Here is a 25,859-nt window from a genome sequence, read left to right as displayed (position 1 = left end):
AATGGACAAAAACGCTCTTGTGCCGGTCATGGCGGTCGCCATCGTCAACGGCATCTTTTCACCGTGGGTGCTGATGGTGTTCCTGTTCTATCCGGTCTGGTATCCGGGCTGGGCGCCTCCCCTGAGTCAGATCGTCTACATGGCAAGTGCGCTGATCCTGTCGACGATGACCATCATGCTCGCCGGCATCCCGGCCGCTCTCTATGAACGCTGGTCGGCGCGCCCCAGAAGCATCGTTGTCGCGTCGATCTGGCTTGCCGGCACGGTTTTGCTGACGCTGCCGGCGCTGCCGAATGTGATGCGGGCGCTAAGCGGTGGCTGAGAATTCCCTTCCCCGCCCTGTCAGCGTTCTTCGCGGCGGAACGGCTTGAGCAGCGCCGAAGGCGCGACGGCGTTGCGTGACATCACCGCCATGGCGACGATTGTGAAGATGAAGGGCAGCATCAGGAACGCCTCATAGGGGATATGGCCGAGCCCGCTCGCCTGCATGCGCAGTTGCAGGGCGTCGACGAAGGCGAACAGCAGGGCGGCCCCTGCCGAACGCCAGGGATCCCAGCGGCCGAAGACGACGAGCGCGATCGCCACCCAGCCACGCCCGGAAACGAGGCCGAAGGTGAAGGCGTTGAACTGCACCATCGACAGGAAAGCCCCGGCCAGCCCCATCAGGGCACCGCCAAGGATCACCGCCTGGAAGCGAGTGGCGATGACGCCGACGCCGGCCGAATCGGCGGCGCGCGGATTTTCGCCGACCATGCGCACCGACAGGCCCCATGGAGTCCGATAGAGCACGAAGGCGGCAAGGGGAACGGCTGCCATCGCCATGTAGACCAGCGAAAACTGGTTGAACACGGCTGGTCCGAGCACCGGGATGTCGGAGAGAACAGGGATCGGCAGCGTTTCGAAACTCTTGATGCTGGGCGGCACCGATTGCTGGCCGAAGATCAGCCGGTAAAGGAAATAGGCGAGGCCCGACGAGAACAGCGTCACGCCGATGCCGCAGACATGCTGGCTGAGGCCGAGAGCCACCGTGAACAGCGCATGCACGGCACCCATCAGCGCACCGGTCAGCACCGCCGCAAGCACGCCGAGCCACAGGCTGCCGCTGAGGCTGGTCGCGGTGAAGCCGGTCATCGCCGACAACAGCATGATGCCTTCGATGCCGAGATTGAGCACGCCGGCCCGCTCCGAAAACATCTCGCCCAGCGTCGCGAAAGCCAAAGGCGTGGCGATGCGGATGATCGCGGCGAGGAAGCCGACCTGAAAAATCTGTTCGAGCACGACGCTCATCATGCGGCTCCGACGCGGCGGATGCGATAGACCGTGAACAGCAGCGCCACCAGCATGGCGAGCAGCGCGGTGCCCTGGATGACGTCGCTGAGGAAGGCCGGAACGCCGGTGGCCCGCGACATCGCCTCGGCGCCGGTCATGACGGCGGCGAGGAACAGCGCCGCCGGCATCACACCAAGCGGGTTGAGCCTCGCCAGCATGGCGACGACGATGCCGGAATAGCCATAGCCCGGCGAGATGTCGCTCATCACCTGGAAATGCACGCCGCCGACTTCGCTGACGCCGGCAAGCCCGGCGAGCGCCCCGGACAGCAGCGCCGTCGAGATCAGCACCCGCTCGACATGGATGCCGCCATAGCGCGCGGCCTCGGGATTTTCGCCGATCACCCTGATCCTGAAGCCGAGCGTCGTGCGCATGATCAGGAACCAGATGACCGGTGCGGCCAGGAACGCCGCCACGACGCCGAGGTGCAGCCGCGTGCCTTCGAGCAGCACCGGGAAATTGGCTGAATCCTCGATCGGCGGCGAGATCGGGTACCCGCTGAAACTGTCTTTCCACGGGCCTTCGATCAGCGCCATCAACGCGTAGAAGATGACCGAGTTGAGCAGCAGTGAACTAACGACATCATCGACTTTGAATTTCACCCGCAGCGTTGCCGGGACCAGGGCGACCGTAGCGCCGGCGGCGGCGCCGGCGAGCGCCATCAGCAGCATGGCGAGCGGCCCCGGCATCGGGATGGCGCCGACGGCACAGCTCGCCACCGCGCCGGCAAGCAGCTGCCCCTCGGCGCCGATATTCCAGAATTTGGCGCGGAAGGCGACCGCCACGGCAAGGCCGGTGAAGATCATCGGTGTTGCACGCACCAGCGTTTCGGTGATCGCGTAGCTGTCGCCCAGCGACGCCGAGAACATCACGCCATAGGCCTCGATCACCCCGGCGCCGGCCAGGGCGATGAGGCCGCTGCACAGCACCAATGTCGCGCCGATGGCCAGCAACGGCAGAGCCAGGTTGAACCAGGCGGGCGTTGAGGTGCGGGCTTCGAGGCGGAACATCAACTATCGCCCCCCGCTCCGGTCATCATCAGTCCGAGCCGCGCGATGGTGGCGTCGGCGCTGTCCAGCGTGCCGACAATGCGCCCCTCATACATCACCGCAATACGGTCGCAGAGCATCAGCAGCTCTTCGAGATCTTCGCCGATGACGACGATGCCGCAGCCCCTGGCGCGCATGTCGAGGAACTTTTCGTGGATGAAGCGCGCCGCACCAATGTCGAGGCCGCGCGTCGGCTGCGACACGATCAGCACCTTTGGGTCGAAGGCGAGTTCGCGCGCCAGCAGCGCCTTTTGCAGATTACCGCCGGACAGCGCTCCGGCACGCGTCATCGGCCCGGGGCAGCGTATGTCATAGGCCTTGATCTGCGCCTCGGCGAAGGCGCGGATCGCATCGGGCCTGAGCAGACCGTTGCGGCTGAACGCCCCGGTGCCGATGCGCGGCAGCACCATCGAATCGGCAAGCGGCAGGTTGGTGACCAGTCCCGTCGTCATGCGGTCTTCCGGGATGCGCCCGAGACCGAGCGCCTGCACCTCGCGCGGCGAGAACCGCGAGACAGCTTTGCCGGCTATCGTCATCCGCCCGGCATCGGGCGCGCGAACGCCGGAGATCACCTCGGCAAGCGCCCGCTGGCCGTTGCCCGAGACACCGGCAATGCCGAGGATCTCGCCGGCGCGCACCGAAAGCGAGACATTGCGCAGCGCCATGCCGGAATGGCGCGACGTCGAGATGCCGTCCAGGGTCAGCACCGCGGCACCCGGTGTCGACGGTCCCCTGGCCGGCGGAACGATCTCGTGGCCGCACATCAGCCGCGCCATCTCCGAGGATGTCGTGCTGGCAGGTGCATCGACGCGCCCGGTTACGCGGCCGTGCCGCAGCACGACGCAGCGATGGGTCAACGCCCTGACCTCGTTGAGCTTGTGCGAGATGAAGATGATGCCGAGACCCTGGGCCGTCATCGACCGCAGCGCCGAAAACAGCCCGTCGACCTCTGTCGGCGCCAGCACCGCCGTCGGCTCGTCGAGGATCAGCAGCCTTGCACCGCGAAACAGCGCCTTGACGATTTCGAGCCGCTGCTGCTCGCCGATCGACAGCGCCGAGACGGGACGATCCGGATCGAGCGTGAGGCTATGCTGGCGGCCGATATCCGCCAGTCGCGCCAGCCCGCCGGCGCGGTCGATCCGGCCCGATTTGCCGGGAATGCCGATCAGCAGGTTTTCCAGCACCGAAAGCCGCGGCGCCAGGTGAAAATGCTGGTGCACCATGCCGATGCCGGCGGCGAGCGCATCGGCCGAGCTGTTGATCGTCACCGGCCGGCCCTGAACCAGGATCTCGCCGGCGTCGGACGCATAGGCGCCGAACAGCACGTTCATCAGCGTCGTCTTGCCGGCGCCGTTTTCACCGAGCAGCCCGAGAATCTCGCCCGGCGCGACGCTGAGATCGACGGCTTCGTTCGCCATGACGGCGCCGAAGCTCTTGGAGATGCCGCGCATTTCGATGAGAGGGGCAGGCAAAGGCGAGGGTGCTCCTGATTTGGAATTGGGTCTACGATTCAGCTTTTGATCGACGGGAGGCGCTGCACCCCCTCTGGCCTGCCGGCCATCTCCCCCTCAAGGGGGGAGATTGGACGTCACCTCAGCTTTCGCAAATCGTCAACGCTGAAAAAGAAGCGCTGTCGGCGAAGCTGCCAATCTCCCCCCTTGAGGGGGAGATGGCCGGCAGGCCAGAGGGGGGTGCAGCGCCAACCCCAAAAGACCGCTCAATCCGAAACCGGCGTGTTCTCGTCGACGACGACACGGAAATTGCCGTCGAGGATTTCGGCCTTTTTCTTCTCGACCAGTTCCTTGACGTCGGCGGGCAGCGTCTTGTCGAATTTGTGATAGGGCGCCAGAAAGGAGCCGCCCTTGGCCATGCGCGAGAAATCGCCGTAATCCTGCGCGGTGAAGACGCCGGCCTTGACCAGTTTGATCGCATGCTCGACCGTCGGATACATATCCCAGACCGGACCCGTGATCACCGTGTCCGGGCCGAGGTTGGACTGGTCGGACATATTGGAGATGGCGAGGATCTTCCTCTCGACCGCCGCTTCGATGACGCCGAAACGTTCGGCATAGATCACGTCGACGCCGGCGTCGATCTGGGCGATAGCCGCTTCCTTGGCCTTGGGCGGGTCGAAGAAGGAGCCGATGAATGCGACCTTCCTCTTGATGTCAGGATTGACCTCGCGGGCGCCGGCAAAGAAGGCATTGACCAGCCGGTTCACTTCCGGAATGCCCATCGCCGCAACGGCGCCGATCGTGCCTGATTTCGACATCTTTCCGGCGATCAGGCCGGAGAGATAGGCGGGCTCGTGGATCCAGTTGTCGAAGACAGCGAAATTCGGCTCGGCCGGCCCGGCGCCGGAGCCGAACAGGAAGGCGACCTTCGGAAATTGCTTAGCGGTGCGGCGGGATTCGCGTTCGGCAGCGAACGCGTCGCCCAGCACCAGCTCATAGCCGCCTTGCGCATATTCGCGCATCACACGGCTGAAATCGGCCGTCTGCACCTTCTCCGACCATTTGTACTCGATGCCGAGTTCCTTTTCGGCCCTCTGCAGGGCGACATGGATCTGGTGGACCCATGGCTCCTCGGTCGGCGTGGCGAAGATCGCCGCCACCTTCAGCTTCTTGTCCTGCGCCAAGGCACTGCCCGGCAGCATGGCTGCCGCCAGGCCGAGCGCGCCGAGTTCCAGCAAATTGCGTCGCGAAAGTCCTTCGCGTTTCGACTGGATTTTGCTCTTCCCGTTTTCCATTGCATGCCCCTCTGATTGGCGCCGTGTCGAGCCGGCTGTTTCTTTGGATGTCAGGCGAGGGAACTATGGAACGGCGTCCGACCTTTGTCCACATGGTCAAATTTGTCGCGAAGCTGCGTTGCCGCCCTCCGTCGCAAGACCACGGCGGCAGTGGATCGCTTGCTCAATGCTTGATGCGGTCGCGCATGGCGTACCAGAGCATGCCGAGGACATAGAGCGGGCCGCGCAGTGCGGTACCGCCGGGAAACGGCATTGGCCTCAGCGTCGAAAACAGATCGAGCCGCGACGCATCGCCGGTGATCGCCTCGGCAAGCAGCTTTCCCGACAGCGTCGACAGGATCACGCCCTTGCCTGAATAGCCATGCGCAAAATAGACCTCGCCATAGTGGCCGACATCCGGCAGGCGCGATGTCGTCACCGAGACCAGCCCGCCCCAGGCATGCTCGATGCGGCGGCCGCGCAATTGCGGAAAGGTCTTTTCCATATGCGGCCGCACGAAGCCGGCAATGTCGGCGGGCGGCGACGGCGTGTAGCGCTCGCCACCGCCGAACAGCAGGCGGCCGTCGGCCGACAGCCGGTAGTAGTTGACGACGAAGCGTGTGTCGGAAACGGCGGCATTGCTTGGGATGACGTCGCTGGTGTCGTCAAGCGGCTCGGTGGCGATGATGTAGTTGCCGACCGGCATGATGCGGCTGTTGACGCGCGGTTCGAGCCCCTGAAGCAGGGCGTCGCCGGCCAACACGACATGCCGGGCCCGGACCGTGCCCTTGGCCGTGGAAACCCGGATGGAAGGTTCCCGCTCCAGCCGCAGCGCCACCGAATTCTCGTGGATGGTGACGCCTGCCGCTGCCGTGGCGCGGGCAAGACCCAGCGTGTAGTTCAGCGGATGCATATGGCCGCCGAGTTTCTCGTACATGGCGCCGTGATAGGGCGTGTTCACCATTTCACGCGCCTGCGCTGCAGACAGCATCTCGACGTCATGAAAGTTCATCACGACGGCAAGGCACTCGGCCTCTTCCTCGAGGTCGCGGAGGTCGGAGCCGTTTATCGCACCGGCCAGATGGCCGGTGAGCCGGAGGTCGCAATCGATGGCATGGCGCTCGATCAGGTCGAGCACCAGCCCGCGCGCCTCAAGGGCGAGAGCGAAAAGCGCCCGCGCCCGCTCGGGCCCATAAAGCTTGACCAGGCCCTTGGCGCCCTTGCGCAGGCCGGGGATGATCTGGCCGCCATTGCGCCCCGACGCCCCCCAGCCGATCTTGCCGCCTTCGAGGAGAACCACCTTCAGCCCGCGCTCGGCGGCATGAAGGGCTGCGGACAGGCCGGTGCAGCCGCCGCCGACCACCACCAGATCGGCGTCGACGTCGCCCTGCAGCGCCGAATGATCCGGGGCAGGATTGGCGGTCGCGACATAGTAGGATCTGCCGATGTCCAGGCCGGAATTGAAGCCCCCAGAATCCAAGCTCATAGTCAGACCTTGAGCAGCAGGTGGTCGCGTTCCCAGCTGGTGACGACGCTCTGGAACAGGTCGAGCTCGACGCTTTTGACGCGCAAATAGGTCTGGACGAAATCCTCGCCGAGCAGGTCCCGAACCGGACTGCAGGCGGCGAAACGGTCGAGCGCCTCCTCCATGGTTTTCGGCAGCGTGCTCTTGCTGCGATAGGCGTTGCCCGATGCCTCGGGCGAACGCGAGAGCTTTTCCTCGACGCCGAGATAGCCGCAGAGCAGCGAGCCGGCCATCGCCAGATAGGGGTTGGCATCGGCGCCGGGCAGCCGGTTTTCCACCCGCCGCGCGGCCCGCCCGCCGGCCGGCACGCGCAGGCCGCAGGAGCGATTGTCATGCGACCACTCGATGTTGGCGGGGGCGCTGTGGTTCGGCCGGATGCGGCGGAACGAATTCACGTTCGGCGCAAACAGCGGCATCACCTCCGGAATGTATTTCTGCAGGCCGCCGATGAAATGCCCGAACATCTCGGTGTCGGCATCGTCACGCCCGGCAAACAGACTATTCCCTCCCTCGTCGACGACCGAGATGTGGAGATGCATCGAGCTGCCGGCTTGTGCGGCGATCGGCTTAGCCATGAAGGTCGCATGCATGCCGTATTGCTGCGCGGCCTGGCGCGTCATCCGCTTGAACAGCAGCACCTTGTCGGCCAGCGGCAGCGCGTCGCCATGCAGGAAATTGATCTCCAACTGCGCCGTGCCTGACTCGTGGATCAGCGTATCGAGCGGCAGCCCGGCCTTTGCGGCATAGTCGTAGAGCCGCTGGATCACCGGCTCGAATTCCTCCAGCGCCGCCATGTCATAGGGGTGCTGCACGGTTTCGGAGCGGCCATTGCGCCCGACCGGCGCGATCAGCGGCCGATCGGGATCGGGATTGGGCGCCGTCAGGTAGAATTCGAGCTCCGGCGCCACCACTGCCCGCCAGCCGCGCTGGTGATAGAGATCGAGCACGGCTCTCAACACATGACGTGGCGAGGCCATCCACGGCCGGTCGTCCATGTGAAACGCATCGGCGAAGACATAGGCCTTTTCAGCTCCAGCGCCGGGCGCAAGGCAGAGCGTCGCGACATCCGGCACCATCCGCATGTCGGGATCCTGATAGGCGAAGCCCTCGTCGTTGGAACCGGAATAGCGGCCGTCTATGCAGACCAGGAAGGCGCTGCTCGGCAGGTAGAGCGTGCGGTCTTCGAGCGACTTCAGGAACTTGGCCGTTGGCAACGCCTTGCCGCGCAACACGCCATTCACGTCCGGCACCAGGCATTCGACTTCCCTGATCCCCTGCTGCTCCAGCCATCGCTTCGGATCGTCCGTTGGGGTCATTTGCGGTGCATCCGTTGTCGTGGTGTTGAGCATCAGGTCACGTCCTTACGAGGGCGAGAATGGATTCGGCGGCGATTTCGGTTCCCGGCGCCCGTGCCATGGTGGCTGCATTCTCCTTGAGACGAAAGCGCATCTCGCCATCGGCCATTAGGCCAAGGATGGCATTTTCCAGTTCGTCGTCGCTCCAGCCATCGCGGCTGAGGTGGCGGCCGACGCCGGTTTCCTCGGCGCGTTGCGCATTGTCGTGCCCGTCCCAGCAATAGGGCATGATCAGCGACGGCACGCCGAAACGCAGCGCTTCGCAAAAGCTGTTGTTGCCGCCGTGATGGATGAAGAGGTCGGATTTCGCGACAACCGACGGCTGCGGAAACCAGGCGTCGAGATAGACATTGTCCGGAACCGCGCGATAGCTGTCGCGCAGACCGCCGACATTGACGATGAAGCGGGCCGGAAGCCGGTCGAACACGGCGAGCATGCGCTCGATCAGGCCGACATCCATCGCGCCCAGGCTGCCGAAGCTGAGATAGACCAGCGGCCCGTCATTGCGTGGAAAGACCGGCACGTCGAACGGCCCTTCCGAACGGACGCAGCCTTCGAGATAGACGAAGCGGGCCGGGTCGAGCGGCTCGGCGCGCTGCCTGCGCACGATCGTCGGGGTCAGCAGCAGATTGAGATCGGGCGAAGCTTCGAGAAAAAGGCCCCTCGGCAAGGGTGCAAGACCGGCGTCGGTCCGAAGCCGGTCGAACCGGTCATGAGCCGGAGCGACGGCTGCCAGGTAGCGCGCCTCGAAGGCCGCGCGATCGGGGTCGTCGGCGGCGAGACCGGACAGATAGGGTGGTACATCGGCGTCGGGCAGCTCGGTCTCGGCGCAAGAGACGACGCGCACCCATGGGCAACCGGCGGCAGCAAGTGCTGGAAACATGATGACATTGTCGAGCACCACGGCGTCCGGCTTCAACCGGGTCAGCAATTTGCGCAGCGGCGCCTCGGCATTGACCGCGGTATCGACGATCGCTTGCCAGGTCGGGGCGACGTAGGTTTCGAGCTGGTCGATCGGGCTCAGCCTGAAATGCGGCAGATGCCGGCGCACGAAAGCCTGCCAATAGCTCTGGCGTTCGCTGTCGGTCAGCGGATCGTCGGTCGGCAACTGGTATTCCTGAAACCCGTAGTCGGCGAACACGCCGGAAAAGCCGGCGTGACAGATGAACACCGGCCGCGCACCCCTTGCGCGCAAGGCCTGCGCGATGCCGACGCAATTGAGCGCGGCACCGAAGCTCGCTTCGGGAAACAACGCGATAGTCGGGCTGGTTTTGCGCGTCACGGTTCTCGTGGTCCTCGTCAATCCGGCCGGCTGATCATGCCGAACAATGCGGGGGCGCCGCGACTGGCCGCCTGCGGTCGCTGGCTGCGGGACAATCGCAGATGGACGCGAAGCAGATCGGCTGCAACCTCATACTGCCGGCTTTCCAGTTGGTCGAGTATGGTCAGGTGCTCGCGCAGCGATTGCTTCAGCCGGAAGACGTTGACGCCGGCATAGGTCCCCGGCAGCCGGCGCAGCCTGAGATGATCGGACAGCGCGTCGGTGACGAAGCGGTTGCTGGAGCCGTCGGCGATCATGCCGTGAAAGTCGATGTCCAGCCGCTGGAACTCTCTGATATCGAATGTGGGGTCGGGCAGCGCCAGCAGCGCCTCCATGCCCTGGCGCAAGGCTGCCGCGCGGGTCCCGTCCAGCCGAAAGCCAGGCGCCAGAATGGCGGCGGGTTCGAGCAGCAGGCGGAACTCGTAGCTTTCCCCTTGTGCCTCTGGATCGTCAGGCGCCCGCCTGAACAGCCAGGACTGTCCCGGTGCGCGATCCAGAAGATTTTCGTCTGTCAGTTTCTTTAGCGCTTTTTGTACTGTCTTTCGTTCGGCACTGTAGCGCCGCATCAACGCGCCGACGGTCACCGTCTGATCCAGCCGGCGCGCCGACCGATCGCGCAGGATCATCTCCGCGAGTTCGTCCTCCTCGGCGCTTGGCAGGTCAGTGGCAAGGGTCGCCTGCTTGGTGAGGTCGACGGCCAGCCGATAGCCGGATTCGGCTTCCCAGCGTACGACGCCTTTTTCGGTGAGCAGGCGCAGCGCGGCGCGCACCGGGGTCCGCGAAACGTTGCAGAGCGAGGCGATCTGCTGTTCCGGGAGATGGGCGCCAGCCTCGAAGCCGCGCTGCCGGGCCACGTCGAGAATGCGCTGCGCGAGCTCAAGATGATTGGTACGCGGGCGTCTGGCAACGGCTTGCATGGCGTTTCTCGTGAACGGGCTCGACCGCCGCGGTTTGACCGATTGCCCTTGCGGGCGCGATCGGCTGGATTTCGCGGCGATTTTGACAAATTATGGATTGACGTACTTTTTTCTGCAATAGTACTGTGAGTTCAATCGGCAATAAAAAGACCGGGGAACAGGATCGAAGCGGCGGCATGGTCGCAAGCGCTGGTCCGACGATTGATTGAATTCGACGATCAACCAGAATGGGAGTCTGTCATGACCGCCACCACCCTGCGGCACCGTTCGTTAAAAACTTCCGCGATTGCGCTTGGCCTCGCTATGGCGCTGTCGGCGCCGGCGGCCGCCGCCGACCTCGTCATTTCCAACTGGGACGGCTACATGGCGCCGGACGCCATGGCCGCCTTCAAAGCAGCGACCGGCGTTTCCGGCGAGGTCGTCGTTCACGCCACCAATGAGGAGATCATGGGCAAGCTCGTTGCTTCGGGCGGCAAGGGCTATGACGTGGTCTTCGTTTCCTCGCCGTTCGCAGAAGTGCTGAACAATCTCGGCCTGATCGAGACGATCGACCACGCCAAGATCCCCAATCTCGCCAATCTCTATCCTGAGGCGGCCAAGCTGCCGCACGATGTCGGCAACAATTTTTCCGTGCCTTACACCTGGGGCACCACCGGCCTCTGCTACCGCTCGGATCTGGTGAAGACCGAGCCGGCCAGCTGGAACGATCTTCTCGCCCCGTCCGAGGCGCTCAAGGGCAAGACCACGATGCTGGCGACCGACCGCTGGCTGCTTGCCGCCGGGCAGCTCGCCAAGGGGTATTCGGTCAACGAGACCGATCCGGCCAAGCTCGCCGAGGTCAAGGACCTGCTGATCTCGGCCAAGAAGACCTTGCTCGCCTATGACGACACCACCTTCTATTCGAAGCTGGTTTCGGGCGAGGCGCTGATGGTGCAGGCATGGGATGGCTGGTGCAACTATGGCATCGCCGAGAATCCGCAGATTAAATACACCATACCCAAGGAAGGCTCGGACCTGTGGGTCGATACGATGGTGGTGATGAAGGCATCGGCCAACAAGGACGCCGCCTTCCAGTTCATCAACTTCATGCTGGACGCCAAGAACCACGCCTGGGCGGCTCAGAACATCGATTACAAGGTGCCGAACAAGCCGGCTATGGAAAGCCTGCCGGCGGATTTCCTCGCCAAATTCCCAAATATGAACATGCCTGTGGCCGAACTGGTCAAGTTCGAGCAGTTGCGCGACGTCGGCGACGCCCAGCGCGACTATTCGAAGATCGTCAGCGAGATCAAGGCGGCGCAGTAGTTTCGGCATCTGGAATCAGGCTTGCATTCCTTCACGCCCCCCTCTGGCCTGCCGGCCATCTCCCCCTCAAGGGGGGAGATCGGCTGGATTGCGACCTGTCGCCAAGCTCCGGCGCCTCGAATGGTTGGGATGCGGGCGAAACTGCTAATCTCCCCCCTTGAGGGAGAGATGCCAAGTTTTGACAAAGAGGGAAGGCCAGAGGGGGGTGCAGCGTGACGCTTCCCACTCCTTCCCGCTCCTCCTTGCTGATGGCGCCGGCGCTGGCCTGGCTCACCGCCTTGATGGTGGTGCCATGCGCGCTGGTGCTGGCGCTCGCCTTCTTCCGGCGCGGCATTTATGGCGGCATCGAATACAGCTTCACGCTGGAGAATTTCGGGCTGGTGCTCGACCCGCTCTATGCCGGCATCTTCCTCAATTCGGCGCGCATCGCCGGCACGGCAACGCTGATCGCGGTGGTGATCGGCTATGCCGCCGCCTATGCGATCGCGGCAGCACCGCGCCGGTGGCAGCCGGTGTTCCTGTTCTTCGCCGTCTTGCCTTTCTGGTCCAATTACCTGATCCGCACCTATGCATGGATCGTGCTGCTCAACCGCGAAGGCCTGATAACCCAGCTCTTGCGCTGGTTCGGCTATACCGGCGAGCCGCCGTCGATGCTCTATACCGAAGGCGCCGTCATCGCCGGTCTGGTCTACAATTACCTGCCTTTCGTCATCCTCGCCTGCTACGCGCCGCTGTCGCGGCTCAATCCGGAGCTGGCCGAGGCCTCGCGCGATCTCGGCGCTTCGGCCATGACCACATTTCGCCGGGTTATACTGCCGCTGACGGTGCCGGGCATCGCCGCCGGGGCGGTCTTCGTCTTCGTGCTGTCGATCGGCAATTTCGTCACGCCGGCACTGCTCGGCGGCGGCCGCTTCCAGATGATCGGCAATCTTGTCTACGACCAGTTCCTGACCGCCAATGACTGGCCGTTCGGCGCAGCGCTGGCGATGGCGCTGATCGCCATCATGCTTTTGGTGCTGACGGCGCAGGCCTTGGCTGCCGATCGCGCCGCGGGCCGTATCGCCGAAGCGAAAGGAGGCGCCGATGACTGAGCGCTCGCCTCTCTTTCCCTTCTCCCCGTTCACGGGGAGAAGGTGCCCCGCAGGGGCGGATGAGGGGCGGCGCAAACGCCGGCAACGTTGGGCGCTTCCCCTCATCTGCCTGCCGGCATCTGCCCGTAAACGGGGAGAAGGACGCTCGCCGCTCGCTCACCTCCAGACCATCGGACGGCAGCCATGACTTCATCTCCAGCGCGCATCTTCGGCCTGCGAACGATACTCGTCCTCGTCTTCGCCTTCCTCTACATTCCGATCGCCGTACTGGTGGCGCTGTCGTTCAACCAAGGCGGACTGCCGACCGTCTGGTCGGGCTTTTCGCTGAAATGGTATGCCTCGCTCGCCGGAAACGCCGCGATCCTTTCCGCCGCCCTCAACACGCTGATCGTGGCGCTGGTCTCGACAGCTATCGCCACGCTGCTCGGCACCTTGCTGGCCATCGGCGTCGAAATGCGCCGGCAGTACGGAAGCGGCCTCGAGGCGCTGATCTTTGCGCCGATGGTCATTCCCGACATCGTGCTGGCGGTGGCGCTGCTCAGCTTCTTTTCCATGCTCGATTTCACGCTCGGCCTGCACACCATCATCCTCGCCCACGTCGTCTTCAACCTCGCCTTCGTCTGTTCGGTGGTGCGCGCGCGGCTAAAAAGCTTCGACTGGTCGATCGTCGAGGCCTCCGCCGATCTCGGCGCTTCCGCGCTCACCACCTTCAGGCGGGTGACATTGCCGGTCATCCTGCCTGCGGTCGTCGCCGGCGCGCTGCTCGCCTTCACCCTTTCGGTCGACGAGTTCATCATCGCCTTCTTCACCGCCGGCGCCGGCCGCGCCTCGACTACGCTGCCGATGCAGATCTATTCGATGATCCGCTTCGGCATCACGCCGGAGATCAATGCATTGGCGACCATCGTCATGGCGGTCTCAATCACCGCGCTGACCCTGTCGCAGCGGCTCAATCGCGGAGTCATCGGCCAATGAGCGAGCCCCGCACGCTGCTGGCGATCGACAAGGTGTCGAAGAACTTCGGCCGGGTGACGGCTGTCGACGGCATCTCGCTCGATATCCGCGAGAACGAGTTCTTCGCCTTGCTCGGACCTTCTGGCTGCGGCAAGACCACGCTGCTGCGCATGCTGGCCGGTTTCGAGACGCCCAATGGTGGGCGCATCCTGCTCGACGGCCGCGACATCGCCAGAACCCCGCCCAACAGGCGGCCGGTCAACCTGATGTTCCAGTCCTACGCGCTGTTTCCGCATATGAGCGTCCGGGCCAATGTATCCTACGGCCTTGAAATGGAGCGCTTGCCGGCAAACGAAATCCGCTCCCGCGTCGACGCCATTCTGGCGACGACCGAGCTTGTCGCCTTCGCCGACCGCAAGCCGGAGCAATTGTCTGGCGGCCAGAAGCAGCGCGTCGCGCTTGCCCGGGCGCTGGTCAAGCGGCCGCGGCTGCTGCTGCTCGACGAGCCGCTCGGTGCGCTCGACAAGAAATTGCGCGGCGCCATGCAACTGGAGCTGAAGCGGCTGCAGCACGAAGTCGGCATCACCTTCGTCATCGTCACCCATGACCAGGAGGAATCGCTCGTTATGGCCGACCGCATGGCGGTGCTGAGGGACGGCAAGCTGCTGCAATGCGACACGCCGCATGCGGTCTACGAACATCCGGCCGACCGTTTCGTTGCCGACTTCATTGGCGTCATGAATTTCGTGCCGGGCAAAGCCGCCAACGATGGCGTGCTGGCAGCCAATGGTGCGCGGATATCAGGCATGGTTCCCGAAATACTTTCGCCCGGCGCTGCGGCGGTCGCTTCGGTGCGGCCCGAGCGCATCCGGCTGTTCCCGCCGCCAGAGACGGCCAACCGTGTTGCCGGCATCGTCGAGGCGCTCGCCTATCACGGGCTCGACCTGCAGCTGCATGTCCGCACCGCTCTGTCGCAAAAACCGTTCCTGGTGCGCGTCACCGCCGACGCCGCCGACCGCCGACCGGTCGCGTCGGGCGATGCGGTCGAGCTCGGCTGGGATGCCGCCGACGTCAGAATTTTCGCAGATTGATTGAAGGAGAACTTTCATGGCGCAGAAGACCATCGCGTTTTTCCCGGAAGCGGCCTACGGCCCGGCGCTCAACTCCGTCGGTATCGCCCAGGCAGTCGAGGCGCGCGGCCACAGAGCGGTGTTCCTGTCGGACCCCGGCTTCGTCGACGTCTACAAGGGCTACGGCTTCGAGGCACATCCGGTGAACCTGTCCGAGCCGATGCCGCCCGAGCAGATGGCCAAGTTCTGGGAAGACTTCATCAACGGCCACATCCCGAATTTTCGCAAATCGCCCTACGACCAGGTCGACAATTACGTGAAGGACTGCTGGACGGCGATCGTCGACAGCGCCAAATGGGCTGAGAAGGACCTGCCTGGCGTGCTTGCGACGATCAAGCCCGACGTCATCTGCGTCGACAACGTCATCCTGTTCCCGGCGATCAAGCAGTATGGCAAGCCATGGGTGCGCGTCATCTCCTGCTCGGAAAACGAGATCGAGGACGAGGACATCCCTCCGCATCTGTCCGGCTGCGGCGAGAAAGACCACGCCTGCCATCAGCGCTACCGCGACCATTTCAACGCGGTAATCAAGCCGATCCATGACGACTTCAATACGTTTTTGAAAGCCAACAACGAAGCGCCGTATCCGATCGGCCAGTTCTTCGAGGCCTCGCCTTACCTCAACCTGCTGCTTTATCCCGAGGCGGCAAAGTTCAAGCGCCGCCATCCGCTCGACCCGGCAAAATTCCAGTATCTGGAAGGCTGCGTGCGGCAGGAGAAACCCTACACCGTGCCGACCTTTGCCGAGAATAATGACGGGCCGCTGCTCTACGTCTCGTTCGGCAGCCTTGGCGCCGGCGATGTCGATCTCTTGAAGCGCATCATCGCGACGCTGGCCGAGACTCGCTACCGGGCGCTGGTCAATGTCGGCGGCTACAAGGACCAATACGCGCAAGTGCCCGGCAATGTCATCGTCGAGAGCTGGTTTCCGCAGCCCTCGGTGATCCCGCAGGTCGATGCGGTTATCCACCATGGCGGCAACAACTCGTTCACCGAGTGTCTCTACTTCGGCAAGCCGGCGATCATCATGCCCTATGTCTGGGATGGCCACGACAACGCGACCCGGGTCGCGGAGACCAGCCACGGCTTCGGCATGCCGCGCTACGACTGGAGCGACGCCGAGCTGATCGCCAAGATCGAAACCTGCCTGACCGACCCGGCAATCAGGGCCAAGCTGGCGAAGACGTCGGCGCAGATGCAGGCGCAGAACGGCCCGGAGAAGGCAGCGGGGCTGCTGGAGAAACTGCTGTGACCGGGCTGATGGGTATGGCATTCCTTCGCGCCCCCGCCGTAGAGCGCGGGCACGTCAAGCACAAGCATGGCGGAGCTCCCACATGACCTCCTCCGCCCCACACCTCCACCAAGCCTCCACACGCACCGACCTGATCGAGTGGGGCGCCCAGCCCGACGCGCTGGAAGGTGCTTCGCACTCCACCGGCAGGCTCGTCCACAAGGGGCCGAACAACCAGCCGGAATCCGGCATCTGGGTCTGCACGCCCGGCCGCTGGCGGCTGGCGATCCCGCGCGACGAACTGTGCCATTTCGTTGCCGGCCGCGCGACCTACCGATCCGACAATGGCGAGGTGATAGAAGTCTCCGCTGCCACGGTGGTCATGTTCCCGGCCGGCTGGGCGGGCGAATGCACTGTCCACGAGACCATCCGCAACATCTACATGCTGGCCTGAAGCCAGCCACTGGAGCTTCACGACATGCCAACGCCAATCATGAAATCGCCGCTTGCCCTCACCGACCTCGTCGACTGGGGCGTCATCCCCACGATGATCGAGGGAGACTCCCGCACCTCCGGCAAATTGCTGCACAAGGGACCGGAAGGCCGCTCCGAATGCGGGCTGTGGGTCTGCACCCCGGGCAAATGGCACTGCCACGTCACCCGCGACGAGTTCTGCCATTTCCTCGAGGGCCGCTGCACCTATGTCCACGAATCCGGCGAGGTGATCGAGATCGAACCCGACACCGCGGCGTTCTTTCCGCAGGACTGGAAGGGCGTCTGCACCGTCCACGAGACGATCAAGAAGGTCTACATGATCCGCTGAGCCTTCTCGACAATTCTACCCTGCCGGACACCTGACGCGGTTTTCTCCGCTTCCGATGCTCACGGACTCCAACGTGCGCTCCGCTTCGGTTCTCGAAAACCACGCCATCTGTCTCGGCAGGGCGAATTCTCAAAAAGGCTCTGCACACACGAGAGGACAGAATGGACTTTTCACCTGACCGGCCGGCCTTCTTCGTCAATCCGGATTATCGGCCGATGACCGGCCCGGCAAAACCGGTGATCGATCCGGCGACACTGGAAACCGTCGGCGCCATCGCGACTGCAACCGACGGCGAGATCGACGCCGTGCTCACCGCTGCGGCCAGGGCGCAAGCTGCCTGGAAAAAGCTAGACGCCAAGAGCCGCGCCAGGCATCTGCATGCAGTCGCCAACGCCATCGAGGCGGCCGACTTCACCTGCTGCGCCGAGCTGATGGTGCGCGAGATGGGCAAGCCCTATCCGGAAGCAATCGGCGAGATCGCCAATTGCGCGCCGATCTTCCGCTACTACGCCGAAATGGCGCGCGACGATGCCGGCAAGATCGCCGGCACGACGCAGGCGGGTTCGTTCCAGTATGCGCGCTACGAGCCCTACGGCACGTCTGTGCACATCATGCCCTACAATTTCCCGATCCTGTTGATGTGCTGGACCGTTGCCGCCTCGCTTGCCGCCGGCAATGCCTGCGTCATCAAGCCGGCCGAAGCGACGACACTGTCGACGCTGGATTACATGACCGTGTTCCGCTCACTGCCGGAGGGCCTGGTTTCGTGCTTGCCCGGCGCGGCGGCCACGGCGCAGGCTTTGATCGCCTCCGATCGCACCCATGCGGTTGCCTTCACCGGTTCGGTCGCCGCCGGCAAGGCTGTCGCCGTCGCTTGCGCCGAGCGCATGAAGCCATGCGTCATCGAGGCCGGCGGCAGCGATCCGCTGATCATCAGCCGACACGCCCCGCTCGACGTGGCGGCCGCCGGCAGCGTCACCGCCGCGTTCCATCTCACCGGCCAGGTCTGCACCTCGGCCGAAAGGTTTTTCGTCGTCGATGCCGTTCATGACCGCTTTGTCGAGCTGTTTGCGCAGAAGACACGGGCGCTGCGCATCGGCAACGGCCTCGACAAGACCGAGATCGGGCCGCTGGTCAGCGAGGCGGCGCGGGCGAAAGTCATGCGGCTGGTCGACGATGCCGTGCGCAATGGTGCCAAGGCGATCACCGGCGGGCGTATTCCGCCGGCGCACAATGTCGGCTGGTTCTACGAGCCGACGATCCTCACCGGCGTCACCCCCGAAATGGCGATCGTGCGCGAAGAATGTTTCGGGCCAGTCGCCGCGATCTGCCGGGTCAAGGATTTCGATGAGGCGATAGAACTTGCCAATGACAGCCCGTTCGGGCTCGGCGCCTCGGTGTTCACCACTGACCTTGCCGAGGCGCATGAGGCTGCGGAGCGGCTTGAGGCAGGGATGGTCTGGGTCAACAATCCGCTGATCGACAACGACGCACTGCCGTTCGGCGGCTGGAAGGCATCGGGCCTCGGCCGCGAACTTGGTCGCCAGGGGCTGGATGCCTTCCGCCGCTCGAAGATGGTTATCATCGACCACAGGCCGGTGATCCAGGACTGGTGGTATCCCTATCCCGACAGCTGGTTCCGCGAATCTGGCGGGCGCAAGCACGTATGAGATGACACAGGTCAGCGCCGCCAAGGCCGCCGCTTGCTAGCGCAGCGCTTTCTGCCCGCCGGCGGCGGTGATGACGCCGACGATGATCAGCCCGGTCAGCAGCAGACGGACGCCGGCGCTGACGCCGAACGTGTTGAGCATGGTCAAAAGCAGCACCAGGAACAGGGCCGCGCCCCAGACACCCGGCACATTGGCCTTGCCGCCGGCTACCGACGTGCCGCCGATGACGACGACGGCGATCGAGGCCAGCAGGTACTCATTGCCGATATCGACATTGGCGCCGCGGAAATAGCCGGCGAGCAGCGCCCCGTCGAGGCCGCCGAGCGCGCCCGACAGCGTGTAGGTAAGAAAGCGGATGCGGCCGACATTGACGCCGGCCAGCCACGCCGCGCGGATGTTCTGGCCGATCGCCAGCACCGAACGGCCATAGATCATGCGCTGCAGCGCGATCGCGGCGCCGATGGAGAACAGCACGGTGAGGATCGCCAGCACCGGAATGCCAAGAATCTGCCAGTTGGTGAAACTGGCAAAGCCCGGCGGCGGCTTGATCTGCAAGCCGCGGCCATAGCTGATGTCGATCGACTGGATGATGAAGCTCGCCGACAGCGTGGCGATGATCGGTGGAATGCGCAGCGCCCAGATCAACAGATAATTGGCGGCGCCGATCGCCATGCCGCAGGCCAGCGCCGCCAGCAGCCCGACCGCGATCATTGAATCATTGCCGTCCATCACCTTCATGGCGACGGCGCTGGCGAGGCCGATATTGGCGGGCAGCGACAGGTCGACATTGCCGGGACCGAGCGTGATCACGAACATCTGGCCGACACCGACGATGACGGTGAAGACGGCGAGCGAAAGTGCTGCCGTGATCATGCCGCCGCCGCCATATCCGCCGGTGAAGGTGACCGTCGCCAGCCACACCAGCAGCGCGCCGATGAAGGACCAGATCCAGGGTTTGGCGAGCAGCAATCGCAACGATGCCATCCCCTCACCTCTCTTTGCGGCTGATCAGCACCCGGGCCGCCAGCACGATGATGAGGATGGCGCCGTTGGCGGCCACCTGCCAATCGGGCGGGATGTGCATGAAGGTCAGCAGCGGCGAGGCGGCGAGCGCCAGCGTCAGCGCGCCGATCACCGCGCCGATCGGCGATACCCGGCCGCCGACGAATTCGCCGCCACCGAGGATGACGCCGGCGATCGACAGCAGCGTGTAGCCATTGCCGATATTGGCATCGGCCGAGGTGGTGATGCCAATCAGGGCCATGCCGGATAAAACGCCGAACAGGCCGGTCAATGCGAACAGCACGACCTTGGTCTTGAGCAGCGACCAGCCGGCACGGCTGAGGGCCGCGGCATTGCCACCGGAGCCGCGCAGGATCACGCCATACGAGGTGCGCATCAGCCCGAAGTGGACGACCGCCGCGATCAGCAGCGCCGCAATGATCGGGAACGGGACGAAGGGCGGCTTGAAGGCCATGAGCGACAGCAGCCAGTCCGGCGCCTTGCCGCCGGGCTTCGGCAGGATGAGGATGGCGAGGCCCTGCCAGACAAAACTCATGCCGAGCGTCACCACGATTGAAGGCAGGTTGCGCAGATGGATCAGCGCGCCGAGTAGCGCATAGACGCCGATCGACCCGAGAAGGATCAAGACACCGACCAGCGGCGCCTCCTTCAGCCATGTCGCCGTGACGCAGCCGACGAAACCGACGAAGGTGCCGATCGACAGGTCCAGCTCGTTGCCGGCAATGACGAACATCTGCGCGATCGTCGCCAATGCGATCGGGATCGCCAGGTTGAGCATCAGGCTGAAGCCGAAATAGCTGATGGCGCGCGGGTTGAGCCAGGCGATCGCCAGCAGCACCAGCACCAGCGACATCGCAGGCAGCAGCCCGCGCAGCAGGCGCGCCCGCGCCAGCGCGCTTCGCTCGGAAGAACTCTTGGGACCGCTCTCGACGGGTGCTGCCGTCATCTCAAGCCGCATCGCCGAACGAGGACTGGATGATCTTTTCCTCGGTCAGCTCGTCGCGACCAAGCTTGGCGACGATCCGGCCGTTCTTGAAGACATAGACGTGGTGGCAATTGTCGAGCTCTTCGGTTTCCGTAGTGTACCAGAGGAAGGTACGGCCGCGGCCAGCCTCTTCGCGCACAAGGTCGTAGACCTCGAGCTTGGTGCCGATGTCGACGCCGCGCATCGGGTCGTCCATCAGCACGATCTTGGCGTCGGAACCGAGCGCCCGGGCAAACAGGGCCTTCTGCTGGTTGCCGCCGGACAGCGAGAAGATGTTGTTGTTCATATCGGGGGTGCGGATGCCGATTTTCTTTTGCCAGAAGTCGGCGAGCTCGGCTTCGCGCCGCGGCGAGATCAGCAGGCCGTTGCGCAATCGCGCCAGCGAGCGGATGCCGATGTTTTGCGCAATCGACCATTGCGGAAAGATCCCGTCAGACTGGCGGTCGCCGGCCACCAGCGCCACCGGCGCGGTGACCTCGATGCCGGTTTTGGTGCGCGCCGCGGCTGTGAAAATCGCCAGCAGCAGATCGGTTTGGCCATGACCGGCAAGCCCGGCAAGGCCGATGATCTCGCCGGCATGCGCCACAAGTTCGTTGCCGTCCTGTTGCCGCGCCGGGCGGGCCCGGACCCGCAACGGGCCGGTCTCCGGCTTTTGGGTCGCGATTTCGGCCGCGATCTTCTCACGCGCTGCCGCTCCGCCCATGGTCGTCACCAGCCTGCCGCGATCGAAAGCCTTAGCCGCATCCGACGCAACGACCTTGCCGTCGCGCATCACCACGATGCGGTCGGCATTCCCGAGCACCTCGCCCAGAACATGCGATATCAGGATGCAGCTCTTGCCCCCGGCGACAAAGCGCCGGACGAAGGCCAGCAACTGGCCGGCCGTGTACGCGTCGAGCGAGGATGTCGGCTCGTCGAGGATGACCAATTCGAGCGGATCCTGCGTCACCGTGAAGGCGCGCGCCACCTCGACCATCTGCCGCCTGCCGATGGAAAGGTCGCTGGCGATATCGGCGGCGGAGATGCTGTGGCCCGGAAATATCTCGTCGAGCTTGGCGACGATCAGATCGGCCGCCTTGCGCCGCCAGCCGAGGCCGCGCAGCGCCGGGTGGTTGATTCGGGTGTTTTCGGCAACGCTGAGGTTCGGGCACAGCGACAGTTCCTGGAACACGCAGCGTATGCCCAGTTGTTGGGCGCGCGGCACCGAATAATTGTCCTCGATGCCGCCACGCACCGCGATCCGCCCGCTGTCGGGCACGAGCGTGCCCGCCACCATATGCATGAGCGTCGACTTGCCCGCGCCATTGTGGCCGACGAGACCGACGCATTCGCCGGCGCCGACGTGGAAATCCACCCCGGCAAGCGCCCGGACGGCGCCTAAATGTTTTTCGGCGCCGTCCAGCCTGATTATGTCTGCACCGGCCTCGGGCATTCTTAGCGATTTTCGTTTGGCCATGCCGCTGGCAACGTTCGCATGGCAATAGCTTTAGGTTGGCGCTGCCCCTCACCCTTACCCTCTCCCCGTGAAGGACGGGGAGAGGGGGTCGCCAATGTTGCGGCCAGTTCCCTTCTCCCCGTCACTATACGGGGAGAAGGTGCCGGCAGGCGGATGAGGGGCGGCGCCGACATCGGCAATTGGTCGCTTCCACACGAGGTCATTGATCTGAAGGGATCGCCCCGCATCGATTCTGCCACGCTCACTTGATATTGGCTTTGATCGCCGCGATGGCGTCTTCCTGCGTGTATTCGTGGCTGGCGACGCCGCCCTTGGGGATGTTCGGCAGCTCGGCCTCGAAATTATCCTGGGTGAAGGCGAGGTATGGCACCAACAGGTCATGCGGCACATCGGTGCGGCCGTCGAGCACCTGCTGCGCCACCCAGAAGGCCAGCGACGACACGCCCGGCGCAATCGACGCCGACCAGGTCTGGTAGCCATCCTTGTCCTTCTGTTCCTTCCACCACTGCAATTCGTCCTGGCGGTTGCCCATGATGATGGTCGGGCGCGGTTTGCCGGCGGCGGCGAAGGCTTGTGCCGCGCCATAGCCGTCGCCGCCCTGATCGACGACGCCGACGATTTCCGGCAGCGACGGCAGGATCGTCGCGACCGCCTTCTGCGCTGTGGTCTGGTCCCAGTCGCCGGTCACCGAACCGACGATCTTGAACTCGGGATGGGCGGCGACGCCCTCCAGTATCCCGGCGTGGATGGCGTCGTCGATCGACGTGCCGGCAAGGCCGCGGATTTCCAGCAGATTGCCGCCCTCGGGATGGAACTTGGCCATCTGCTCGACTTCCTGCCTGCCCATGTCCTTGAAGTCGACGACGACGCGGTAGGCGCAGGGCTCGGTGACGATGCCGTCGAAGGAGACGACGACGATGCCGGCATCGCAGGCCTGCTTGACGGCGCCGTTGAGCGCGTCCGGCGAGGCGGCGTTGATGACGATGGCGTCATAGCCTTGCAGGATCAGGTTCTGGACCTGGGCAGCCTGGGTCGGCACTTCCTTGTCGGCCGTCGTGAAGATGTCCGCGGCGGCGACCACCCCGTCGGCGACCGCCTTCTTGGTGACGATGGCATAGCTGTCGAGCATCGCCTGCCGCCACGAATTGCCGGCATAATTGTTGGAAAAGGCGATCTTCTTGTCGCTGGTGTCGGCAAACGCGGCGCCTGACGCGAGCATCGCCGCAAGCGCACTCAAGACGAGTATCTTCTTCATCTGTTATCCTCCCATGGATTGCTGGTCGTTGTTGGCTGCTGGCGGCTGTTGTGACGAACCTCGTTTCAATATTGTCAGACAAATTTAGATGGGCGCACTTGTCAACAGCGATCAATGACGGTTTGACGATCAACTTGCGGTGCAATGATTGAAAAGGCTTCGGCTCCTGGTCTAGGGGTGGGGCAGGAGATCGAAATCGAGATGGCAGCGACGCCGACTGATGCGCCGGGCGCACCCGGAATTCCGGCGCGCTGGACGTCGAGCGCCAAGAGCGGCGTCGGAACCGCGCTTTCGCCGGCCTGCCCTGTCTGGTTCACGATCAGCCACGGCATCCTCAACGAGGTCTATTATCCCCGCCTCGACAGCGCCTGCACCCGAGACATGGGACTGGTCGTCACCGGCCCCGGCTTCTATTTCTCGGAAGAAAAGCGCGATGCCGTGCACAGCCTCGAGCCGTTCGAGGATGGGGTGCCCGCCTACAGGCTGGTCAACACCGCCGCCACCTACCGGATCGAAAAGCGCATCGTTACGGATCCGGAACATCCTGTTTTGTTGCAGGAAATCAGCTTCACGCCGCTGAGCGGCACATACGCCGACCACTGCGTCTACGCGCTGCTGGCGCCGCATCTGGTCAACGCCGGCATGGCCAACACCGCCTGGGTCGGCGACCTCGAGGGAAGGCCTGTCCTGTTTGCATCGGGACGTGGCGTTTGCCTGGCGCTCGCCTCGTCGCTGCCCTGGGGAGCATGCTCGGCCGGCTATGTCGGTGTCTCCGACGGCTGGCAGCAGCTCCGTCGTGACGGCCGGCTCGACCCGGCTTGCCGCAGGGCCGAGGACGGCAATGTCGCGCTGACCGGCGAGATCGGCTTTTCGGCTGCGAACCCGACGGCGTTGCTGGCGCTGGGTTTCGGAACGACGCCGCAAGAGGCGGCGGAAAATGCCTCGGCCAGCCTGAAGCGAGGCTTTGCGCCCGCGGCCAAATCCTTTATCGAAAAATGGCGGGAGTGGCAGGCTGGCTTGCTGCCGCTGGACCGGCATATAGCGGGGATCAACACGTATCGTGTCAGCACGGCAGTTCTGGCAACGCATCGCTCATCCACCGGAGCGGCCGTCGCCAGCCTGTCGATCCCGTGGGGCTTCAGCAAGGGCGACGACGATATCGGCGGCTATCATCTGGTCTGGCCGCGCGACCTGGTCGAAACCGCGGGCGGTTTCCTCGCCGCCGGCGATCCGGCGCAAGCGCTTGAGATCCTCGCCTATCTCAGCTCGATCCAGCTGCCGGATGGGCATTGGCCGCAGAACGCCTGGCTCGACGGATCAGCCTATTGGCCGGGCATCCAGATGGACGAATGCGCGTTTCCGCTGCTGCTCGCAGACGCGCTGCGCCGGGCTGCGCATCTGGCAGACGCCGCGTTGCGCTCCTTCATGCCGATGGTCGAGCGCGCCGCTTCCTACGTCGTGCGCAACGGTCCGGTCACCGGCGAAGACCGCTGGGAGGAGGATGCCGGCTACAGCCCGTTCACGCTGGCCGTCGAGATCGCCGCCCTGTTGGCCGCGGCCGACATGTTCGAAACTTGCGGCAAAGCAGAGCCGGCAAATTATCTGCGGGAAACCGCCGATATCTGGAACGACCAGATCGAGCGCTGGACCTATGTCACCGGCACCCCACTCGGAAAAGAGGTCGGCGTCGAGGGCTATTACGTCCGTATCGCGCCGCCCGACACCGCCGGCGCGGCGTCGCCGAGGGACGGCTATGTGCCGATCAAGAACCTGCCGCCCGGCGATAGCGACCGGCTGGCCGAGGCGATCGTCAGCCCGGATGCGCTGGCGCTCGTCCGCTTCGGCCTCAGGGCCGCCGACGATCCGCGCATCGTCGGCACCGTCAAGGTCATCGATGCGCGGCTGCGCTGCGACCTGCCGCAGGGGCCCGTCTGGTATCGCTATACCAGCGACGGCTATGGCGAGCACGCCGACGGCGCGCCCTTCGACGGGTCCGGCCAGGGCCGGCCCTGGCCGCTGCTGGTCGGCGAGCGCGCCCATTACGAACTGGCGGCGGGCCGTAAGGACAAGGCAGCGAGCCTGTTAAAGACCCTGGAGGATTCGGCCGGGTCTGGCGGCCTGCTGCCGGAGCAGGTCTGGGATGGTCCCGACATCGCCGAACACGAACTGCGGCACGGCGGACCGTCGGGCAGCGCCATGCCTCTGGTCTGGGCGCATTCGGAGCATATCAAGCTGCTGCGCTCGCTCAATGACGGCGCCGTCTTCGACATGCCGCCGCAAGGCGTGAAGCGCTACATCGAGGACAGGACCGTGGCGCCGCGCCGGACATGGCGCTTCAATCACAAGCTCCGCGCCATGCCCGCCGGCAAGCTGCTGCGCGTCGAACTGCTGGCCCGGGCGGTGGTCCATTGGAGCAACGACGATTGGGCAACCATCCATGACGCCCCGACGATCGAGAACGCCTTCGGCATCCATCTCACGGACCTGCCCGTTGCCGATGTCCCGCCGGGCAATATGATCGTCTTTACTTTTTTCTGGCCCGATGCCGGCCGTTGGGAGAATGTCGACTTTTCCGTCGGTATCGACAAGCCGGACTAGAGCATGATCCCGAACCGAAGGTCCGCGTTAGCGAAAAGTGGAAACCGGTTTTCGGAAAAGATCATGCTCCAACAATAGAGCCAGTAGATCTTCTATCCCTCAAGAGCAGGACGA

Annotated in this window: 22 protein-coding genes; 10 read left to right on the top strand and 12 right to left on the bottom strand. The window is 64.4% G+C overall.

Annotated elements, in window-relative coordinates; translation table 11 throughout:
• Nucleotide 1: 1 nt before the first annotated feature.
• Nucleotides 2–322 (top strand): hypothetical protein, encoded by a 321-nt coding sequence (locus AC0L17_RS20295; RefSeq protein WP_473517139.1) that lies wholly within the window; start codon nucleotides 2–4, stop codon nucleotides 320–322.
• A 20-nt stretch (nucleotides 323–342) separates the two neighbouring features.
• On the opposite strand, the gene AC0L17_RS20290 is transcribed toward AC0L17_RS20295, so the two are convergent.
• The 8 genes from AC0L17_RS20290 to AC0L17_RS20255 all read right to left on the bottom strand — a co-directional run bounded on the left by AC0L17_RS20290 (nucleotide 343) and on the right by AC0L17_RS20255 (nucleotide 10,224).
• Nucleotides 343–1,287, bottom strand: a complete 945-nt coding sequence (locus AC0L17_RS20290; RefSeq protein ID WP_023800524.1) for an ABC transporter permease — start codon at nucleotides 1,285–1,287, stop codon at nucleotides 343–345.
• Nucleotides 1,287–2,339 carry an ABC transporter permease gene (locus tag AC0L17_RS20285; RefSeq protein WP_473517138.1) on the bottom strand — a complete coding sequence of 351 codons (1,053 nt, stop codon included), beginning with the start codon at nucleotides 2,337–2,339 and terminating at the stop codon, nucleotides 1,287–1,289. The genes AC0L17_RS20290 and AC0L17_RS20285 overlap by 1 nt, the downstream gene beginning before the upstream one ends.
• Nucleotides 2,339–3,850: an ABC transporter ATP-binding protein gene (locus AC0L17_RS20280; protein ID WP_473517137.1), complete on the bottom strand. Its 1,512-nt coding sequence runs from the start codon at nucleotides 3,848–3,850 to the stop codon at nucleotides 2,339–2,341. Before AC0L17_RS20280 ends, AC0L17_RS20285 begins: the two co-directional genes overlap by 1 nt.
• A gap of 245 nt (nucleotides 3,851–4,095) precedes the next feature.
• Nucleotides 4,096–5,127: a BMP family protein gene (locus AC0L17_RS20275; RefSeq protein ID WP_473517136.1), complete on the bottom strand. Its 1,032-nt coding sequence runs from the start codon at nucleotides 5,125–5,127 to the stop codon at nucleotides 4,096–4,098.
• Nucleotides 5,128–5,290: 163 nt separating this feature from the next.
• On the bottom strand, nucleotides 5,291–6,592 hold the full coding sequence (locus AC0L17_RS20270) for an NAD(P)/FAD-dependent oxidoreductase (protein WP_473517135.1): 1,302 nt from the start codon (nucleotides 6,590–6,592) through the stop codon (nucleotides 5,291–5,293).
• Between the two features lie 2 nt (nucleotides 6,593–6,594).
• Nucleotides 6,595–7,947, bottom strand: coding sequence for a glutamine synthetase family protein (locus AC0L17_RS20265; protein ID WP_473517134.1), 1,353 nt, complete (start codon nucleotides 7,945–7,947; stop codon nucleotides 6,595–6,597).
• Between the two features lie 37 nt (nucleotides 7,948–7,984).
• On the bottom strand, nucleotides 7,985–9,268 hold the full coding sequence (locus AC0L17_RS20260) for a glycosyltransferase (RefSeq protein WP_473517133.1): 1,284 nt from the start codon (nucleotides 9,266–9,268) through the stop codon (nucleotides 7,985–7,987).
• 17 nt (nucleotides 9,269–9,285) lie between these two features.
• On the bottom strand, nucleotides 9,286–10,224 hold the full coding sequence (locus tag AC0L17_RS20255) for a GntR family transcriptional regulator (RefSeq protein ID WP_473517132.1): 939 nt from the start codon (nucleotides 10,222–10,224) through the stop codon (nucleotides 9,286–9,288).
• Nucleotides 10,225–10,464: 240 nt separating this feature from the next.
• Here AC0L17_RS20255 and AC0L17_RS20250 point away from each other — a divergent pair, with 240 nt between their 5' ends.
• The 8 genes from AC0L17_RS20250 to AC0L17_RS20215 all read left to right on the top strand — a co-directional run bounded on the left by AC0L17_RS20250 (nucleotide 10,465) and on the right by AC0L17_RS20215 (nucleotide 18,428).
• Nucleotides 10,465–11,529, top strand: a complete 1,065-nt coding sequence (locus AC0L17_RS20250; RefSeq protein ID WP_473517131.1) for a polyamine ABC transporter substrate-binding protein — start codon at nucleotides 10,465–10,467, stop codon at nucleotides 11,527–11,529.
• A 248-nt stretch (nucleotides 11,530–11,777) separates the two neighbouring features.
• Nucleotides 11,778–12,620 carry an ABC transporter permease gene (locus AC0L17_RS20245; protein WP_036269997.1) on the top strand — a complete coding sequence of 281 codons (843 nt, stop codon included), beginning with the start codon at nucleotides 11,778–11,780 and terminating at the stop codon, nucleotides 12,618–12,620.
• Between the two features lie 183 nt (nucleotides 12,621–12,803).
• Complete coding sequence (locus tag AC0L17_RS20240) at nucleotides 12,804–13,595, top strand: ABC transporter permease (protein ID WP_473517130.1); 792 nt, start codon at nucleotides 12,804–12,806, stop codon at nucleotides 13,593–13,595.
• Nucleotides 13,592–14,665, top strand: a complete 1,074-nt coding sequence (locus tag AC0L17_RS20235; protein ID WP_473517129.1) for an ABC transporter ATP-binding protein — start codon at nucleotides 13,592–13,594, stop codon at nucleotides 14,663–14,665. Before AC0L17_RS20240 ends, AC0L17_RS20235 begins: the two co-directional genes overlap by 4 nt.
• A 16-nt stretch (nucleotides 14,666–14,681) precedes the next feature.
• Entirely contained in the window at nucleotides 14,682–15,956 is a 1,275-nt protein-coding gene (locus tag AC0L17_RS20230; RefSeq protein WP_473517128.1) for a glycosyltransferase, read from the top strand.
• An 82-nt stretch (nucleotides 15,957–16,038) separates the two neighbouring features.
• The gene (locus tag AC0L17_RS20225) at nucleotides 16,039–16,389 is read left to right on the top strand and encodes a cupin domain-containing protein (RefSeq protein WP_473517127.1); all 351 of its coding nucleotides are present in this window, start codon (nucleotides 16,039–16,041) and stop codon (nucleotides 16,387–16,389) included.
• 24 nt (nucleotides 16,390–16,413) lie between these two features.
• Nucleotides 16,414–16,758: a cupin domain-containing protein gene (locus AC0L17_RS20220; protein ID WP_077380861.1), complete on the top strand. Its 345-nt coding sequence runs from the start codon at nucleotides 16,414–16,416 to the stop codon at nucleotides 16,756–16,758.
• Nucleotides 16,759–16,919: 161 nt separating this feature from the next.
• Nucleotides 16,920–18,428 carry an aldehyde dehydrogenase family protein gene (locus AC0L17_RS20215; protein WP_473517126.1) on the top strand — a complete coding sequence of 503 codons (1,509 nt, stop codon included), beginning with the start codon at nucleotides 16,920–16,922 and terminating at the stop codon, nucleotides 18,426–18,428.
• 36 nt (nucleotides 18,429–18,464) lie between these two features.
• Here AC0L17_RS20215 and AC0L17_RS20210 read toward each other — a convergent pair whose 3' ends face one another.
• From AC0L17_RS20210 to AC0L17_RS20195, 4 genes are all read right to left on the bottom strand, one after another.
• Entirely contained in the window at nucleotides 18,465–19,412 is a 948-nt protein-coding gene (locus tag AC0L17_RS20210; RefSeq protein WP_287213381.1) for an ABC transporter permease, read from the bottom strand.
• Between the two features lie 4 nt (nucleotides 19,413–19,416).
• Nucleotides 19,417–20,397 carry an ABC transporter permease gene (locus tag AC0L17_RS20205; RefSeq protein ID WP_023800541.1) on the bottom strand — a complete coding sequence of 327 codons (981 nt, stop codon included), beginning with the start codon at nucleotides 20,395–20,397 and terminating at the stop codon, nucleotides 19,417–19,419.
• A 1-nt stretch (nucleotide 20,398) separates the two neighbouring features.
• Nucleotides 20,399–21,868 (bottom strand): sugar ABC transporter ATP-binding protein, encoded by a 1,470-nt coding sequence (locus AC0L17_RS20200; protein ID WP_473517125.1) that lies wholly within the window; start codon nucleotides 21,866–21,868, stop codon nucleotides 20,399–20,401.
• Between the two features lie 265 nt (nucleotides 21,869–22,133).
• Nucleotides 22,134–23,147 carry a substrate-binding domain-containing protein gene (locus AC0L17_RS20195; protein ID WP_091592281.1) on the bottom strand — a complete coding sequence of 338 codons (1,014 nt, stop codon included), beginning with the start codon at nucleotides 23,145–23,147 and terminating at the stop codon, nucleotides 22,134–22,136.
• Between the two features lie 201 nt (nucleotides 23,148–23,348).
• On the opposite strand from AC0L17_RS20195, the gene AC0L17_RS20190 reads away from it, so the two are divergent.
• A complete protein-coding gene (locus tag AC0L17_RS20190; protein ID WP_473517124.1) occupies nucleotides 23,349–25,745 on the top strand; it encodes a glucan 1,4-alpha-glucosidase in 2,397 nt (798 codons plus the stop codon).
• The last annotated feature ends 114 nt before the right edge of the window (nucleotides 25,746–25,859 follow it).

This window comes from Mesorhizobium sp. WSM4829, assembly GCF_055811475.1.
The sequence above is the reverse complement of the archived record's forward strand: the minus strand, read 5'-3'. Positions and strand labels throughout refer to the sequence as shown.

Coding starts and splice junctions, on each gene's coding strand:
- AC0L17_RS20295 (WP_473517139.1), top strand. CDS start 2: ATGGACAAAAACGCTCTTGTGCCGGTCATGGCGGTCGCCATCGTCAAC.
- AC0L17_RS20290 (WP_023800524.1), bottom strand. CDS start 1,287: ATGAGCGTCGTGCTCGAACAGATTTTTCAGGTCGGCTTCCTCGCCGCG.
- AC0L17_RS20285 (WP_473517138.1), bottom strand. CDS start 2,339: ATGTTCCGCCTCGAAGCCCGCACCTCAACGCCCGCCTGGTTCAACCTG.
- AC0L17_RS20275 (WP_473517136.1), bottom strand. CDS start 5,127: ATGGAAAACGGGAAGAGCAAAATCCAGTCGAAACGCGAAGGACTTTCG.
- AC0L17_RS20270 (WP_473517135.1), bottom strand. CDS start 6,592: ATGAGCTTGGATTCTGGGGGCTTCAATTCCGGCCTGGACATCGGCAGA.
- AC0L17_RS20265 (WP_473517134.1), bottom strand. CDS start 7,947: ATGACCCCAACGGACGATCCGAAGCGATGGCTGGAGCAGCAGGGGATC.
- AC0L17_RS20255 (WP_473517132.1), bottom strand. CDS start 10,224: ATGCAAGCCGTTGCCAGACGCCCGCGTACCAATCATCTTGAGCTCGCG.
- AC0L17_RS20250 (WP_473517131.1), top strand. CDS start 10,465: ATGACCGCCACCACCCTGCGGCACCGTTCGTTAAAAACTTCCGCGATT.
- AC0L17_RS20245 (WP_036269997.1), top strand. CDS start 11,778: ATGGCGCCGGCGCTGGCCTGGCTCACCGCCTTGATGGTGGTGCCATGC.
- AC0L17_RS20240 (WP_473517130.1), top strand. CDS start 12,804: ATGACTTCATCTCCAGCGCGCATCTTCGGCCTGCGAACGATACTCGTC.
- AC0L17_RS20235 (WP_473517129.1), top strand. CDS start 13,592: ATGAGCGAGCCCCGCACGCTGCTGGCGATCGACAAGGTGTCGAAGAAC.
- AC0L17_RS20230 (WP_473517128.1), top strand. CDS start 14,682: ATGGCGCAGAAGACCATCGCGTTTTTCCCGGAAGCGGCCTACGGCCCG.
- AC0L17_RS20225 (WP_473517127.1), top strand. CDS start 16,039: ATGACCTCCTCCGCCCCACACCTCCACCAAGCCTCCACACGCACCGAC.
- AC0L17_RS20220 (WP_077380861.1), top strand. CDS start 16,414: ATGCCAACGCCAATCATGAAATCGCCGCTTGCCCTCACCGACCTCGTC.
- AC0L17_RS20215 (WP_473517126.1), top strand. CDS start 16,920: ATGGACTTTTCACCTGACCGGCCGGCCTTCTTCGTCAATCCGGATTAT.
- AC0L17_RS20210 (WP_287213381.1), bottom strand. CDS start 19,412: ATGGCATCGTTGCGATTGCTGCTCGCCAAACCCTGGATCTGGTCCTTC.
- AC0L17_RS20205 (WP_023800541.1), bottom strand. CDS start 20,397: ATGACGGCAGCACCCGTCGAGAGCGGTCCCAAGAGTTCTTCCGAGCGA.
- AC0L17_RS20200 (WP_473517125.1), bottom strand. CDS start 21,868: ATGCCCGAGGCCGGTGCAGACATAATCAGGCTGGACGGCGCCGAAAAA.
- AC0L17_RS20195 (WP_091592281.1), bottom strand. CDS start 23,147: ATGAAGAAGATACTCGTCTTGAGTGCGCTTGCGGCGATGCTCGCGTCA.
- AC0L17_RS20190 (WP_473517124.1), top strand. CDS start 23,349: ATGGCAGCGACGCCGACTGATGCGCCGGGCGCACCCGGAATTCCGGCG.